This window comes from Parasphingorhabdus sp., from assembly GCF_039939955.1.
Classification (GTDB): domain Bacteria; phylum Pseudomonadota; class Alphaproteobacteria; order Sphingomonadales; family Sphingomonadaceae; genus Parasphingorhabdus.
On sequence record NZ_JBDVHS010000005.1, the window covers coordinates 113929 to 128719 of the forward strand.

At 54.7% G+C, this 14791-nt stretch carries 14 protein-coding genes; 4 read left to right on the forward strand and 10 right to left on the reverse strand.

The features are described from left to right. Positions 1 to 108: 108 nt before the first annotated feature. Genes ABJG22_RS05825 through ABJG22_RS05835 form a run of 3 tightly spaced genes read left to right on the forward strand, consistent with a single transcriptional unit; the run spans position 109 to position 2534 of the window. Positions 109 to 591, forward strand: coding sequence for a DUF2141 domain-containing protein (locus ABJG22_RS05825; protein ID WP_348019312.1), 483 nt, complete (start codon positions 109 to 111; stop codon positions 589 to 591). Between the two features lie 35 nt (positions 592 to 626). Further along, positions 627 to 1601: an acylglycerol kinase family protein gene (locus ABJG22_RS05830; RefSeq protein ID WP_348019313.1), complete on the forward strand. Its 975-nt coding sequence runs from the start codon at positions 627 to 629 to the stop codon at positions 1599 to 1601. A gap of 15 nt (positions 1602 to 1616) precedes the next feature. After that, the gene (locus ABJG22_RS05835; RefSeq protein ID WP_348019314.1) at positions 1617 to 2534 is read left to right on the forward strand and encodes a hypothetical protein; all 918 of its coding nucleotides are present in this window, start codon (positions 1617 to 1619) and stop codon (positions 2532 to 2534) included. Between the two features lie 24 nt (positions 2535 to 2558). Here ABJG22_RS05835 and ABJG22_RS05840 read toward each other — a convergent pair whose 3' ends face one another. From ABJG22_RS05840 to ABJG22_RS05880, 9 genes are all read right to left on the reverse strand, one after another. Then, positions 2559 to 3353 (reverse strand): enoyl-CoA hydratase/isomerase family protein, encoded by a 795-nt coding sequence (locus ABJG22_RS05840; RefSeq protein WP_348019315.1) that lies wholly within the window; start codon positions 3351 to 3353, stop codon positions 2559 to 2561. A 15-nt stretch (positions 3354 to 3368) separates the two neighbouring features. Next, positions 3369 to 3602: a hypothetical protein gene (locus tag ABJG22_RS05845; protein ID WP_348019316.1), complete on the reverse strand. Its 234-nt coding sequence runs from the start codon at positions 3600 to 3602 to the stop codon at positions 3369 to 3371. Positions 3603 to 3843: 241 nt separating this feature from the next. Further along, positions 3844 to 5043, reverse strand: a complete 1200-nt coding sequence (locus ABJG22_RS05850; protein WP_348019317.1) for an aminotransferase class I/II-fold pyridoxal phosphate-dependent enzyme — start codon at positions 5041 to 5043, stop codon at positions 3844 to 3846. A 103-nt stretch (positions 5044 to 5146) separates the two neighbouring features. After that, the gene (locus ABJG22_RS05855; protein ID WP_348019318.1) at positions 5147 to 5392 is read right to left on the reverse strand and encodes an acyl carrier protein; all 246 of its coding nucleotides are present in this window, start codon (positions 5390 to 5392) and stop codon (positions 5147 to 5149) included. Positions 5393 to 5614: 222 nt separating this feature from the next. Further along, entirely contained in the window at positions 5615 to 6517 is a 903-nt protein-coding gene (locus ABJG22_RS05860; protein ID WP_348019319.1) for an NAD(P)-dependent oxidoreductase, read from the reverse strand. A 35-nt stretch (positions 6518 to 6552) separates the two neighbouring features. Continuing rightward, positions 6553 to 7662 carry a glutamate 5-kinase gene (gene proB, locus ABJG22_RS05865; RefSeq protein WP_348019320.1) on the reverse strand — a complete coding sequence of 370 codons (1110 nt, stop codon included), beginning with the start codon at positions 7660 to 7662 and terminating at the stop codon, positions 6553 to 6555. Then, positions 7659 to 8723, reverse strand: coding sequence for a GTPase ObgE (gene obgE / locus ABJG22_RS05870; RefSeq protein ID WP_348019321.1), 1065 nt, complete (start codon positions 8721 to 8723; stop codon positions 7659 to 7661). Before obgE ends, proB begins: the two co-directional genes overlap by 4 nt. Positions 8724 to 8768: 45 nt before the next feature. Then, the gene (locus tag ABJG22_RS05875) at positions 8769 to 10070 is read right to left on the reverse strand and encodes an SRPBCC family protein (protein WP_348019322.1); all 1302 of its coding nucleotides are present in this window, start codon (positions 10068 to 10070) and stop codon (positions 8769 to 8771) included. A gap of 121 nt (positions 10071 to 10191) precedes the next feature. Further along, positions 10192 to 10818 (reverse strand): TetR/AcrR family transcriptional regulator, encoded by a 627-nt coding sequence (locus tag ABJG22_RS05880; protein ID WP_348019323.1) that lies wholly within the window; start codon positions 10816 to 10818, stop codon positions 10192 to 10194. A 111-nt stretch (positions 10819 to 10929) separates the two neighbouring features. On the opposite strand from ABJG22_RS05880, the gene ABJG22_RS05885 reads away from it, so the two are divergent. Further along, positions 10930 to 12468, forward strand: coding sequence for an amidohydrolase family protein (locus ABJG22_RS05885; RefSeq protein WP_348019324.1), 1539 nt, complete (start codon positions 10930 to 10932; stop codon positions 12466 to 12468). 54 nt (positions 12469 to 12522) lie between these two features. Here ABJG22_RS05885 and ABJG22_RS05890 read toward each other — a convergent pair whose 3' ends face one another. Beyond that, on the reverse strand, positions 12523 to 14661 hold the full coding sequence (locus ABJG22_RS05890) for a molybdopterin-dependent oxidoreductase (RefSeq protein ID WP_348019325.1): 2139 nt from the start codon (positions 14659 to 14661) through the stop codon (positions 12523 to 12525). Positions 14662 to 14791 lie beyond the last annotated feature (130 nt).

Genomic DNA, 14791 nt, shown 5'->3' on the forward strand with positions numbered 1-14791 from the left:
ACCATGTTTTCGCCGCAAATCAAATCCATAGTCTTGGCTAGATCGGGGGCTGATTCTTGTCCGTGCCGGAGTAATGGCGCGGGTATAACGACTAGGAGTTACTTCGTCATGTTGAAATTTGCGGCATCCATCGCATTATCGACTGGTATTTTGCTATCTTCTGCTCCGGCCTTTGCCGGTGGGCAAAAGATATCCAACGACCTTCGCCCCTGCCAATCCGGCAATGGTCCCGCCGTGTTGGTGAAAGTGAGCGGCCTGAAGGCCGTGGCAGGCAATGTACGCATTCAAAGCTACCGTGGCACCAAGGCTGAATGGCTTAAGAAGGGTGCTTGGCTGCATCGCATCGAAACCCCTGTGAGCGGGAAAAAAATGACCTTTTGCCTGCCGATCAGCAAGGCAGGTGAATATGCGATTGCCGTGCGGCATGACCTCGACGGCAATGGTAAGACCAATATCACCAGTGACGGCGGCGGTATGTCGAACAATCCAAAGATCAGTATCTTTAACCTCGGCAAGCCAAGCTACAAGAAAACGAAATTTGCGATCGGCAATGAGGTCAAATCCATAAACATCACCATGAAGTATATGTGATGTTTCAAGCGTACCGGACAATTTAAGGCTATTTCATGGCAAATGTCGCACTTATTTCCAATCCGAATTCAACGGGAAACCGAGCGATCTTGCCGGAAGTGCGATCTTATTGCGTCAAGAATAGCGATGTTTTTCACTATGAAGTCGATCATGTCGATGAAATTGCCAAGGCTTTGGAAACCATTGCCCGGGTGAAGCCGAAAGTGCTGGTGATTAACGGCGGTGACGGGACGGTGCAGGCGGCGCTGACCGAATTGCATCAAGGCGGTCACTTTGGTGATACGCCACCACCGGTTGCCGTTCTGCCCAATGGAAAGACCAATTTAATCGCGCTTGATCTAGGCGCTGAAGGCAATCCGCTGAAGGCTTTGGATCGTATTGTCGAGATGGCTAAGCATGATCTGCATGACCATCTGGTTGATCGCGAATTGATCGCACTTTCCGACGGCGGGAAAGACAGCAAAGTCGTCTTGGGCATGTTTCTGGGCGGGGCGGGATTGTCCGAGTTCATCCTCTATTGCCGTCACAAGATTTACCCGCTCGGGCTACCCAATGCCGCAGCGCATGTGTTGACGGTTTTCGCCGCCCTCGCATCGGTGCTATTTGGTATTCGAGCGAAATTCCTGCCCAAACGATCGTCACCTGTCAAAATATCCCTGATCCGTGATGGCCAGTTTCAAGGCAATTTCGCGGTGCTGATTGTCACCACGCTGGAACGGCTTTTGTTGATGAAACGATCCATGCGGAACAAAAATGCTATCGGCCGGATGCAGTTTTTGGCCATTGATCAGCAAGCGGGTGCCATTGTCCGTTTCTTGCTATCGGTGATTTTCGGTCGATTGGGACGCAATGCCCAAAAAGGCATCCATCTTGAGCGTGGCGATACGATCCGCATCGAGGGCGATGGCAGCAATGTATTGATGGACGGTGAGCTATTCTCCGCTCAACCGGGACAGCCTATTGTGCTGAAATCAACCGAGCCAGTGTCCTTTCTTCGGCTTGCCGCTTGAGCTAGGACGTCTCGCGTGAGCGAACTGAAATCATTAATCGCAGAAGAACTGGCACAACCTGTTGATGAGCGGGTTGCGGCCTTTGCAGCATCGATTGCCGCGCAATATGGCGAGGCATCGCGGGCGGTCTTATTCTATGGATCTTGTCTGCGGACCACCGAGCTCGAAGGGCAGATGCTCGATTTCTATCTGATTGTTTCTGACTATGAGGCGGCCTATGGCAAAAGCTGGCTGGCGCGCGCCAATAAGCGCTTGCCGCCGAATGTGTTCCCGGCGGAACATGACGGGCTGGTCGCCAAAGTGGCTGTGTTGAGCGAAAGAGACTTTCACAAGTTAAACCGGATCACTGCCAGCGCGGTTAGCGTATGGGCGCGATTTGCGCAGCCATCCCGGTTGGTGTGGCAGGCGGATGAAGCGGCGCAGGCAATGAGTGTGGAGGCGATAGAAGGTGCTTCGATCACCTTGTTTGATATGAGCTTTCCAATGATGGCGGTCGACACGGAATATACCATCGTGGATCTGTGGAAGCGCGGTTTTGAACTGACCTATGGCGCAGAGCTGCGGGCTGAACGGAAAGATCGTTCGGACTCGGTCGTGGACTCCGATCCTCAGCGTTACGCACGGTTCGGACCTGCCGTAATGGCGACAATTGCCGAACGAGACAAAGCGCAGGGCAAGAAGCTCAAAATTGTCGCCTCCCGGGACGCGGTAGAAAAAAGATGGCGGCAATTGCGGCGCAATGGCAAGATTCTAACGCTTGCCCGACTGGCCAAGGCCTCTGCGACCTATGCCGGCGGCATTGATTATCTGGCATGGAAGATCAACCGTCATGCCGGGACGGATTATGTCATCAAGCCCTGGCAACGCAAATGGCCGATATTGGGCGCGCTGGTGATGCTGCCCCGGTTGATCATGGGCGGCGCGATTAAATGACCCGCTTATCCAAATGAGGATATTTTACCGGTCCTTATAATCGGGTTTCCGTTTGGCAAAAAAGGCTTTCGCCGCCTCTCTGCTGTCTTCGGTCATCGATAGCATCACTTGTTGACGGTCTTCGATCGCGAGCGCCGCTTCAAAGCTTTGGGCATCGATATTGCGGTTCAGCGCATCTTTCGACAGGCGCAGGCCCATTGGTGCGGTGTCGAGCATCTCTTCGGCCAGCGACAGACCGGTCGTCAGCAACTTGTCTTCATCGACCATTTCACTGATCAGCCCGTATTTCTCGGCCCGTTCGGCATGGATGAAACGCCCGGTCAGGATAAGTTCGGAGGCAATGGAAGCACCAACCATGCGCGGCAGGAAATAGCTCGATCCCATATCGCAGCCACCCAGACCGATCTTGATATAGGCCGCGTTCATTTTGAGCGATGGCGCGCCAAAGCGGACATCGCTGGCCAGCAATAGCGAGAATCCGCCACCGCAAGCCGCGCCCTGGGCCAGTGCGATAATCGGTTGCGGACATTGCCGCATGAGCTGCATCACCGTGGCAATGGAGCGCTGCGTGCGCCAGATATGCTGGACCTGACCCTGCGAACCATCATTCTTCCAGCCGCCGATATCAAGGCCGGCGCAAAAAGCGCGGCCCTCGGCGCGGAAGAGAACCACGCGCACGTCATGGCGTTTCTGCAGACCGCGGAAATAATCCTGCAGCGCGAAGATCATCTCTTCGTTCATCGTGTTGAGCTTATCGGGACGGTTGAGCGTCAATATCTCGATCGCGCCGCGTTGTTCGATTTGGATGGAATTGGTCATGGTAATAACTGCTCCCTACATCGTCCAGCTATAGAGAAAAACATCAGCACTCTGACCATCCTTGACAACCGCAATGTCGACATAAGGATCGTCTTTTACGTTGATGTCGCCGCTGCTACCGATCGCACTGCTAGGGATTTTTTTGGGCCACCAGTCAATCACATTGGGATCGGGTCGATCGCGGAAGCCCCTGAATTTCTCGATATCCCGGATATTGCCAGCAAAGCTAATAGCATCTTCATATTGCATCCGAAATCTAGCAAAAAAGCGACAGTCAAGCCCGCAAGTCTCATAATAATAAACGTCATTCACGTTGTCCGGTAGAGAGATTTTCGCGTAGCTAAAGCGAATTTTTGAATAGTCTTCAACGGCAACAGGAGATGCCGGGTCGGACTTAATGCATGCCGCACAAACAGTAACTTGTTCGCAGGCACTTAACAGAAAAATGACCGCACACAGGAAGGTAATCGAGAGGTTTTTCTGCATCCCGCTAAATCGCCCCAACCGCCTTGCCAGCCGCTTCAAACATGCCCAAAATCTGGTCGACTTGTTCGCTTGTATGCTCTGCGCAGAGTGAGCAGCGCAGCAGGGTCATATTCGCGGGGGTCGCGGGTGGTCTGGCCAGATTGACATAGAGGCCTTCGGCGAGCAGCGCCTGCCACATCATCGCGCCTTTTTCCAGATCGGGCATGATCACCGCGATGATCGCACTTTCTGCTTCCGCTGTGCCAAGGGTGAAGCCGAGATCGCGTAGCCCCTTGTGGAGCTTCTTGCTATTCTCCCACAGATGCGCCCGCTTGTTTCCGCTGCGCATCAGTTTGCGGATCGATGTGCTCGCCGTTGCCATGACGCTGGGCGGCAGGCTGGCGGTGAACACATAGGGGCGACAGACCAGTCGCAGGATTTCAGCTTTCGGATGGTTGGAGACGCAGAAGCCGCCGACCGTGCCGACGCTTTTGCTGAACGTGCCGATGATGAAATCAACATCGTCAATCACGCCTTGATCTTCGCAAACACCGCGGCCATTTTCGCCGATAAAGCCCATGGAGTGCGCTTCGTCGACCAGCACCATCGCGCCGTTTTCCTTGCAGATGCGGACCATTTCCTTCAGCGGCGCGACATCGCCGAGCATCGAATAGACGCCTTCGAGAACAACCAGCTTGCCGGCTTCGGCGGGCAGGCGTTTGAGGCGCTTTTCCAGCGCTTCGACATCATTGTGGCGGAAAGCGACAATCTCGGCATTGCCCATCGCGCAGCCGTCGTAGATGGATGCATGGCTGTCGATATCGAGGATTACATAGTCCCCTTTGCCCGCCAGCGTCGAGATGATGCCCAGATTGGCCTGATAGCCGGTGGAAAAGACCATAGCATGGTCCATGTCGTAAAATTCCTTCAGCGCGTCCTCGCAGTCGCGGTGCAGGCTGTAGGTGCCATTGAGGACTCGACTTCCGGTGGTGCCGGACCCGAATTCCTTGAGCGCATTTAAGCCCGCCTGACGCACATCACCGTCAAAGGTCATACCCATATAATTATAGGTGCCGAGGAGAATGGTCTCCTTGCCGTCGCAGACCGCAACGGTCGGTGAGAGAACTTCCTCCATGACGAGGGAGAACGGGTCTTTGACGCCGGTGGCGAGAAGCGTCTCGCGCTCCTCGATCAGCGGGTCGAATTTTGATAAAAGATCAGTCATGTTTTTCTCATCTCGCGTCCCGGACTTGATCCGAAACCCAGAGTGGAACACGGCGATGTTCGCAAATGTGTTCCTGGGCCTCGCACCAGGTGGATCGCGTTTCTCAGTTGTCCATTAACTTGGTAACGGCATCGGCGAGCTGGCCGACGGTTTCGATTTCCGCCTGCATGTTCATAGTGATGATGATATCAAATTCATCTTCAACCGCTGCAACGAAGTCCATCACCGTCAGGCTGTCCCATTCCAGATCGTTCTGAAAGGTTGTGTCAGCCGATAGATCAACACCCTTGTTGTTAAACGGCCCGATCAGCTTGCTGACGATAGCCATGATTTCTTCGCGATTTGCCATATATTGCTTCCCTAGTGTCACTGGCCAAATTGCCTTATTCGACCTTTGCCAACGGATGCGCCCTATTGGCAAGTGAATAAGGCGCAAAAGCGGCATCAGCTTGCCCAATTGGGACGGTTATATCACATTCTCAAACAGATAGCGGATGACGGAAAATGACGGAATACCGGGTTAGCGGAGCATGTCTATGAACGATATGCCTTTGCCATGTTTCGCTGTCCGCTACAGCCAGTTGTTTTTGCGATACCAATTTGCCGTGTCTTTAAGACCGTCGCGCGTTTCGACCTGTGGTTGCCATAGCTGACTGGGCAGACGTTTCTGTGGATCAATTGTCCAGTCGTCATGGCAAAAATAGCTCACGCGATCTTCGGTAAGCTTTGCCTTGTCGCCGCGCACGAGACGGTCGGCCTTGGCGCCAAGGCGCAGCAGCGCTTTTGGTATCCCGATGGTAGAGACGTTCCTGTCCATTGCCACGCCTATCGCTTTGGCGAAGCTCGCCTGCGTCCAGCCGCCCTGCTTGCCGTCGTCAACTTCGAATGTCTGACCCGTCAAGTCTTCCCGTGCAGGGAGGAGCGCAAGCAGCGCCCGGCAGAGGTCCTGAACATGGATGACGGACAAGCGGCCATCGGCATCGGGCGGCAAGGTCACAAATCCCAATCTGGCCATTTTGAACAGATCAAGCATTTCGCCATCACCGGGGCCATAGACGGCCGGCGGACGGATGATCGTCCAGTCGAGTTCGCTGAGCGCGACCATTTTTTCGGCCGAAGCCTTGGTCTCGCCATAGATGGAGAGTTCCGGTTGTGTGGCCGCTAGCGACGAGACATGGATGAAACGCTTCACACCGGCTTGTTTGGCCGCTTCAACCACGGCGAGCGTGCCCGCAATATTGCCGGATTCAAATCCGGCTCGGTCTGGAGCGTTGACGACGCCCGCAATGTGTAGAACCACATCGGCGTCGTGACATAATTCAGAGAGACTATCTGGATTGTCCAGTGCGCCGCCCACCCATGTTACATGGGCCCGGTCGTCCTGATCGCGCCTGGTGAGTGCGCGCGCTTCATATCCTTCGCGGACTAAAAGATCGAGCATCCGGCTACCGACAAATCCGGTTGCACCGGTCATTGCGATTGTTTTTGGAGAGCCTCTAGCCACGGCGACTAGACCAGCACCATTTGATTGCGGTGAATCACGGCGCTGCGCGGTGCGTAGCCCAGCAAGGCTTCCATCTCCGAACTCCGGCAACCGATGATCTTCGTGCAATCGAGCGCATCATATTCGGCGAGACCGCGCGCGATGGTTTGGCCATCCATATCCTTGACCTCAACCACATCACTGCGTTCAAACTGGCCATTAATGGTGACGATACCGGCGGCCAATAGACTGCTGCCGGATTGCAGGGCCTCAACGGCACCCGCGTCGACGGTTATCGTCCCAGCAGAGGTGGTCAGCCCGCTCAACCATGCTTTACGGGCATTGATACCCTCTCCGGCTTTGAACAAGGTGCCGACATTGGTTAGCGCATAGCGTTCCAATGGATGGTCTTCCTGACCGGAGATGATCGATAGTTCGATCCCCGCGAGATTGGCGATTTTTGCGGCCTCGAGCTTGGACGTCATTCCACCGGAACCCAGCCCGGAAGAGGAACTGCTATCGGCCATTTCCAAGATATTCTCATCGACGATATCGACTGTACCGATAAATTGCCCTTTGGTTTCGCTGTCCGGCCTGCGGTCGTAGAGGCCGTCAATATCCGAAAGCAGCAATACGCGGTCGGCGGTTGCTGCTTGGCCGACCCGTGCTGCGAGCCGATCATTGTCACCGAACCGGATTTCATCGGTGGCGACGCTGTCATTTTCGTTGATCACCGGGATAGCCCGATGTTCAAGCAGCTTTTCTAGTGTTGCAGCGGCGTTGAGATAACGTTTGCGGCCTTCCATATCACCCAGTGTAAGCAACATTTGAGCGGCCGCAATTTGATGTTCGCCAAGCAGTTCTGACCATAGGCTGCTCAGCGCGATCTGCCCGATTGAGGCTGCGGCTTGCGCGTCGGCCAAGCTGGCCCTGCCGCCTTTTCCAAGACCAAGTTTTCGTGCGCCCAGCGCAATCGACCCGGATGAAACGATGATGATATTGTCACCCGCCTGATGGCGTTTGGCGATATCCTCAACCAGCGTTTTTAGCCATTCGCGGCGTGGTTTCCCATCCTCTCCCACGAGCAGGGACGAACCGATTTTGACGACAATTGTCTCTGGCGTGGCAGCGCTCACAGTGGTGACCACTCCTTGGTCACGTCCTCCCCATCCGAAGAGGGCGTTGCCTGATTTTTCTGCTCGATTGAACTATTCTCGCCAACGGCTTCAAGCACCTTGTTTAGCGCCGCTTCCAGCCCGGCGCCGGTTGCGCCTGATACTGACAGCACATGTTCCGCGCCGGCGGCATGCAATTGATCGGTGATGTCTGCCATCAGATCATCGTCCAGCAGGTCGGCTTTGTTGAGCGCCAATATCTGAGGTTTTTCGGAGAGGCCGCCGCCATATTTCTCCAGCTCTTTGGTGACCGTTTTCCAAGCATCGACGGGATCATCACCCGTGGCATCGATGAGATGGAGCAATATTTTGCATCGTTCAATATGACCCAAGAACCGGTCGCCGATTCCCGCGCCTTCTGCTGCCCCCTCAATCAGACCGGGTATGTCGGCCAGAACGAATTCGCGGCCCTTATGCCGAACCACGCCCAGCTGTGGATGGATGGTGGTGAACGGATAGGCACCGACTTTGGCGCTGGCGTTGGTGACTTTATTGATCAGCGTTGATTTTCCGGCATTGGGCAGGCCAACAAGTCCAGCATCCGCGATGAGTTTAAGTCGCAACCAAAGGGCTGCTTCTTCACCGGGTTCACCGGGCTGGTGCTGGCGCGGTGCGCGGTTGGTCGCGCTTTTGTAGCTGGCATTGCCGCGGCCACCGACTCCACCTTCCAGGAACGTCGCGCGCTGGCCTTCTCGGGTGAAATCGAGCAGCACATGCTCTTTGTCTTCCGACAAAATCTGAGTGCCTACGGGGACTTTGATAACCAGCGCTTCTCCGCCCGCACCGGTGCGGTTGCGCCCTGCGCCCCCTTTGCCGCGCGGGGCTTTGAAATGCTGGGCATAACGAAAGTCTATCAGCGTGTTGAGGCCTTCAACGGCCAGAAAGACGATGTCGGCACCTTTGCCGCCATTGCCGCCATCAGGGCCACCATATTGAATATATTTTTCGCGCCGGAAACTGACGGCACCGGGGCCGCCCTGACCTGAGCTGACGTATATTTTGGCTTGATCCAAGAAATGCATGTTGGTGCATTTAGGGAAGGGGAGCGGTGTTGGCTAGATTAAACGCTATTCCGCCGCTTCCATCTGCTCCATTTGGGCCACACGAGGATCGTTGGGATAGACCCAATCGTCGCCAATTACCTGATCTACAGCGAGATGATCCGGGACGCGGTTCAGTCCGATCATCTTGTCGCAGGTTTGATGGAAACTGTATATCCGGGCCTCCTGATAGCTCAGCGGAACGCTTTTGAAGCCGTCGCTCTCCATCGATTTCTGGATCATTTCGCCGAACTGCGTGTCCTCAAGGATGATCGGCGACATATCGCGGCCATTGGGTTTGCTCTCGTCCGGCACGGTCCAGAGGTCCGGGGCCGGACCATCGCCCCAGTCCATGGCCATGGTGACTAACTCGATCCGGGTCGTATTGAGCGAAGTGGGCCAGAAGATCAGCGGCGGCACGAAATAATTGCTCAGCGGCGACACCCAGTTCGGGAACATCGTATAGCTTTGCGTGCAGGTGCGGCCAAATTCGCCGACGCCTTCAATCTCCTGCCAGCCCGGTGGATTATCAATGGCACGGACATGCTCGCGGTCGGTTTGCTGTGGGGCAGGCGCGAGCATCCGGGCATGGCCGTTCGGGTATATAGTGTTCACATTGCGCTTGCTGTCGACCAATGGCGCGACGGTATCGGGATGGATGAAGGGCACGTGATAGACCTCCATATTGGCCTCCATCGCCACCTTCCAGTTGCACTTTAGATCGAATGAGTAGCGTGCCGCCAGCTTGATTTGGTCAAAGCGGAATTCTTTCCATTCATCCCAGACGGGACCCAGCCACTTTTTGAGCGGCATTGCGTCTTCGTCAAAATTGATAAAAATAAGATTGCCTAGCCTCTCGCACCTGACAGGGATCAGGCTGCGGCAGGACATGTCGAAATCTGGACCGAAATCCTGCTTTTCCGGTACCCCGACCAAGCTACCGTCGGTTTTATAGGTCCAGTTGTGATAACCACACATCAGGCGCGGTGATCGGCCCTTTTCCTCGGTAACCACCGGCGCGCCGCGATGGCGGCAGGTGTTGTAGAAAGCGCGTATTTCGCCATCCATGCCATGGACGATGATGACCGGATCGCCAATCTGCTCCCATTTCATAAAGCAGCCGGGATCGGGGACCTCATCAATATGGGCCGCGAACAGCCATGTCTTCTTCCACAGATGCTGCTGCTCGAGATCATAATATTCCTGAGATGTATAACGGCCCGCCGGTAAATCCGGCAGCCGTGGAAAATCCGCTGGCGGCGCTGTGCGGGAGGATTCCCATTCCATCAGACGTTTCATCTGATCGATATAATCTGGAGTCATGTGCATCGTTGTCGTCCTCTTCCTCCAACGGAAAAGAGGCTTGTCTGGGACCAAAGTCGATTGGCAAATATGATAGACCGTAGGTCCTCAAGCTTCATTGCCATCACCGACCATGCCGATATCCGGGTCAGTTTGTCTTCAAAGCTCTCAAAAGAATATCTTCAAATATGGCATCACGCTGTGCAGCGGGCATCTGGGTGAAATCCATCGGCATTTTTGTGCGGCCAGAAATTATCAGTTCTGCCAACCCATGAACCATCGACCAGGATGCCATGACCTGGGTCATCGCGACGCGATCGGTATAAGGGTCTGTCCCAAGAACATTTCTGATTTCAACCGCCAGCTTGTCAAATGCTGCCATTGAAACCGCGGAAAAATGCTCATTGTCTCGATCCGGCAGGCTGGAGGCGAGCATCAATCGGAACAGCTCTTGGTTTTGCATCGCGAAATCCAGATAGCCGCTTCCTGATGCGATCAGTTGCGATAACGGATCGGGCTGCGCTTTTTTCTGCCGTTCATTCTGAGCGTCGATCAACCGCCGATAGCCTTCCGCAGCCAGCGCGGTCAGCAATCCGTTTTTGCCGTCAAAATGATGCGCGGGTGCGCCGTGGCTGACGCCGGCCCGCTTTGCGACCGCCCTTAGAGAGAAGGATTCAATGCCGGCCTGTGAAAGTTCCTGCTCCGCTGCGGCGATAAGGGCGGGGGCCAGGCTGCCGTGATGATAGCTGTTTACCGGGGGTTTTCTTGCCGTCATGCCGCTTGCATAACTCTGGAACTTGACAGTGTCTAGAAATAAGGTCTATTGGCATAACTAGACAGTGACTAGATGGTCTCGAAAAGGCAAAATGGACAGGAATATTGCGGCATGACGATCAAAGGCTTTTTTAATCCGAAACGCTGGGCCGTCGGGCTCTTGTTCTTCACGATCCTATCAACGCTGGGTTCGTATTTTTTCGTGGATTATCAGCTCGACGCTATGTTCGGCAAATATACGGAACGGGCTGAGACCATCGAAATTGACCAGCGGCCCGAGGTGTTTGCGATTAGCAATGTCAATATATTGGCCCCGACCTCCGATCGCTTCAGTGAGAATCAAACCGTTCTTATCCGCGATGGAAATATTGTCTCCGTCACTTCAGAGCCTGAGCTTGCAAGCGACATTCGGACAATCGACGGAACCGGTATGTTTCTGGTGCCGGGCTATACAGATTCGCATGTCCATCTTTGGGAAAGCGAAAATGATCTGCAACTCTACATCGCCAACGGTGTCACCCAGGTCCGGGAAATGAATGGCAGCGACACGCATTTGCAGTGGAAACGGGAGATCGAACAGGGCCGAATCGGTCCGGACCTGTTTGTCGTTGCTCCCCAACTAGCCAATTTCGACCTGCCGGGCGGCTGGTTCACCAGCTGGTTCCAGCGCAAAACCAATGTCCGCTCGCAAGCGGATATCGAGCGGGCTGTGCAATCATTTGAAAGCAAGGGCTATGACGCGATCAAGGCCAGCAGTTTTTTGGATAAAGAGGGCTATGCGGCAATCAGCGCGCTGACCAATGCGGATTCCCTTCCTCTGGTCGGCCATCTTCCCATGGCTATTGTCCTGGATGATGTCTGGCAATCCAACCAGTCGGCCGTTGCCCATGTCGAAGAATTTATGAAGGCTCTGGATCGGGAATTTGGCGGATATCGCCACGAAACTGCGGAAGATTTTCTTGCCTTTGTCAGCGAGCGCAGCCCGGATGTGGCCGAGCATATTTTGAGAAAAGGAATTGTTGTCACATCGACAATGGCGCTGCTGGATAGTTTCCCCGGCCAAAAATCCAATTTGGATGGCGTGTTGAAAGAGGCGCAGCTTGCCTATGCCAATCCGGGGATTACCGAAGGTATCATGCTGACTTCGCGGGGCATGGGCTGGTTGCCGGATGTCAATATCTACCGATGGCCGGAAGAATGGGATGCACAGAAACGGTCGGATAGCCTGAAATATTGGCAGGCCTATTCAGATGCCCAGCATATCATATTCAAGGCGTTGCTGGAAAAAGGCGTGCCGATACTGGCTGGGACGGATGCCAATGTCCCCGTCACGGTGCCGGGGTTTTCGCTGCACGAAGAAATGCGGGCCCTGAAGGATGCCGGTATGACCAATGCTCAAGTCTTGGCGTCTGCAACATCAGCGCCAGCGCAATGGATGGGATGGAACACCGGCAAGATTCAGGCGGGTTTCAAGGCCAATCTCGTGCTGCTGAGAGAGGATCCCCTGCTGGATATATCGGCAACCGACTCGATCGAAATGGTGATCGTCAACGGAAACCCGCTGTCCCGCTCTCAACTGGATGCGATGCTGTTGTCGGTGAAAACCGCTAACGACAGCAGCCGCAAGCTATCGATTGAGAAATGGCACTAGAGCCCCATTCTCCCTCAACCATATCCGCTGCGCCGTTGACTGTTCCGTAGCCCCCTAAGCCGCGCTTACCCGGACGGGAATCGCGCTTTGCATCGCTTGCCCGGTGATGGGGTCGATATCGGCGTCGTCGACGATTAACCGGTTGGTGGAGCCGCCTTTGGTCATCACATCATCCTTGCCGGCCTCGCTATCGCCGAAAGCATGGCTCATCGAGATAACGCCTGGCCGGACTTTGTCGTCTGCTTTGGCCAATCCGAAAATCGATGCGGTGGGAGAGCTGATCTCAATGATCGCGCCATCGTCTATGCCTGCGGCAGCAAGATCACCTGGGTTGAAAAACGCTGGATTGGTGGGCATTTTTGCTACTAGTTTCGGGAAGGGATGGCCGTTGCTGTTGTAGCGATGCTTGGACCGCCGCGATATCAGGCGGAAGTCAAAACCGCTATCGACCGGATCATTGGCAGCATAGTCGAGCAATTGGCTTGGCATTGCGCCCGCGTTCAGATTGAATTTCTCTTCTGCGTCCGAATCCGCAGGTCCGATCACCGGATGCAGCTCTTCATAGGTCATCGCGGCACCTTTCTTCTCCTGAGCCGCCGCATCAGCTTTGGCTTTGCTGGGTTTGAGCAAGGAACCTTCGGTAATCAGATCGAGAATAGTGGATTTGTCAGGGCATTGGTCCATCGAAGCTGCGCCGCCGGGAAAGTCCATTTCGATGCCCATATGTTTGGCGAGCCACCAGAGCATTTCATATTCATCCATTGTGTCGCCGGGTGCGGGCACCATCGCTTCGGTATAATGGGCATAGGCTTCTTCGGTGAAAGCATCGGAGACATTGTTGATGTCTTCGCGTTCCAGACACATGCTGGGCGAGAGAATGATGTCCGCGCGTTTGGCGCTCGCTGACATCCATGGATCGACCTGAATGAACAGTTCGCACTCGTCCAGCGCACGGCGGACTTTCTGCTGGTCTGGGAAAGCAATTTCCGGATTGCCGCCGATGGAAATGAGCACTTTAACCTGCCCTTCGCCGGGCGTCAGAATCTCATCTGCCAGTACGTTGCACGGCATTTCTTTGCCCAGATGGCCTAGGCCACGGATACGGGATTTGGGAAATCCTTCGCCAAAGGTCGGCATTTTGGGTGCGACCTGTGCTTTTTTGGGCAGGCCGCTGAGTGGATTGAAAACCATCGGCGCTGATACTTTGTCGCCTTCCTGATTGAAGCGGGCGCACAGGATATTGAGCGACGCGACTAGATATTCCGTCAACGTGCCATTACCGGCCATTTCCGGACCGGTTCCGGTCACCACGCGGCCTTTATGGGCACCGGCAAACATACGAGCAGCCTTGATCAGTTCATCCTTCTCAACGCCGGCGCGTTTCGCAGCGACATCGGGCGTCATCGGTTTGACGGCTGCTTCCAGTTCTTCGACGCCATCGACATGGGCGGCAACGAAGTTCTGATCGAACAGTTTCTCTTCGAAAATCACATTGAGCATGCCTGCCAATAGGGCCGGGTCTTCACCTGGTTTCACTGGCAGATAGACGTCCGCCAGCTTGCCCATTTCGCTCACGCGCGGGTCGGCGACGATTAGCTTGAGTCCGCGTTCTTTGGCATCCCGAATGCCACGTGACGGAGATGCGGTTGGCATGCCGCCGGAATAGTGGGATACAATTGGGTTGTTGCCGACAAACATGGCAACATCGGAATCGGCAAAGGCATTTCCGCCACCCATCCACATGCCATAGCGCGCGGTGGTAAAGACTTTGGCCGGTTGATCGACGGTCACGCTGGTGAACCAGTTCCGTGTTCCGACACCTTGGGCAAAAGCATAGGACGTGCCCAGTACCGCGCTATTTTGAAAAGCATTGGTACCGCAATAGACAGCGACGCTATGCGGGCCATGCTCTTCGACAATAGCCTTCATCTGAGCACCGGCCAGCGCAAGCGCATCGGCGGTCGAGATGTCTTTGAAACTGCCGTCGGGCTGGCGAATTTTGCTGGTAATCATGCGGTCAGGCAGATTGTGCATGTCGGGGAGCTGGCGACCTTTGATGCACGTATAGCCATTGAACATGTGGTTTTCTTTGTCGCCGCGCACCGATTTGATCTTATTGTCTTCCACTTCGACAATCATTGCGCAACTTGCGTGACAAAAACGGCAAAAACTACGCTTGGTCTCGACAGCCATGAATCTCTCCTATTTGCGGAGAAGTCTAGGCGTCGAAAATTATGCAGGCGACTGACAAAAATGCTCGGAAGAGACGTCTATCGGCTCGCAGGCAATATTTGCCTTTGCGGGGCCGTCAAAGAAGCCAAAT

What these genes read in the sequence shown, in the direction of transcription:
- ABJG22_RS05885 (WP_348019324.1), top strand. Translation starts at nt 10,930, where the DNA reads ATGACGATCAAAGGCTTTTTTAATCCGAAACGCTGGGCCGTCGGGCTC.
- ABJG22_RS05860 (WP_348019319.1), bottom strand. Translation starts at nt 6,517, where the DNA reads ATGACCGGTGCAACCGGATTTGTCGGTAGCCGGATGCTCGATCTTTTA.
- obgE (WP_348019321.1), bottom strand. Translation starts at nt 8,723, where the DNA reads ATGCATTTCTTGGATCAAGCCAAAATATACGTCAGCTCAGGTCAGGGC.
- ABJG22_RS05875 (WP_348019322.1), bottom strand. Translation starts at nt 10,070, where the DNA reads ATGCACATGACTCCAGATTATATCGATCAGATGAAACGTCTGATGGAA.
- ABJG22_RS05840 (WP_348019315.1), bottom strand. Translation starts at nt 3,353, where the DNA reads ATGACCAATTCCATCCAAATCGAACAACGCGGCGCGATCGAGATATTG.
- ABJG22_RS05890 (WP_348019325.1), bottom strand. Translation starts at nt 14,661, where the DNA reads ATGGCTGTCGAGACCAAGCGTAGTTTTTGCCGTTTTTGTCACGCAAGT.
- ABJG22_RS05825 (WP_348019312.1), top strand. Translation starts at nt 109, where the DNA reads ATGTTGAAATTTGCGGCATCCATCGCATTATCGACTGGTATTTTGCTA.
- ABJG22_RS05880 (WP_348019323.1), bottom strand. Translation starts at nt 10,818, where the DNA reads ATGACGGCAAGAAAACCCCCGGTAAACAGCTATCATCACGGCAGCCTG.
- ABJG22_RS05845 (WP_348019316.1), bottom strand. Translation starts at nt 3,602, where the DNA reads ATGCAATATGAAGATGCTATTAGCTTTGCTGGCAATATCCGGGATATC.
- ABJG22_RS05850 (WP_348019317.1), bottom strand. Translation starts at nt 5,043, where the DNA reads ATGACTGATCTTTTATCAAAATTCGACCCGCTGATCGAGGAGCGCGAG.
- ABJG22_RS05855 (WP_348019318.1), bottom strand. Translation starts at nt 5,392, where the DNA reads ATGGCAAATCGCGAAGAAATCATGGCTATCGTCAGCAAGCTGATCGGG.
- ABJG22_RS05830 (WP_348019313.1), top strand. Translation starts at nt 627, where the DNA reads ATGGCAAATGTCGCACTTATTTCCAATCCGAATTCAACGGGAAACCGA.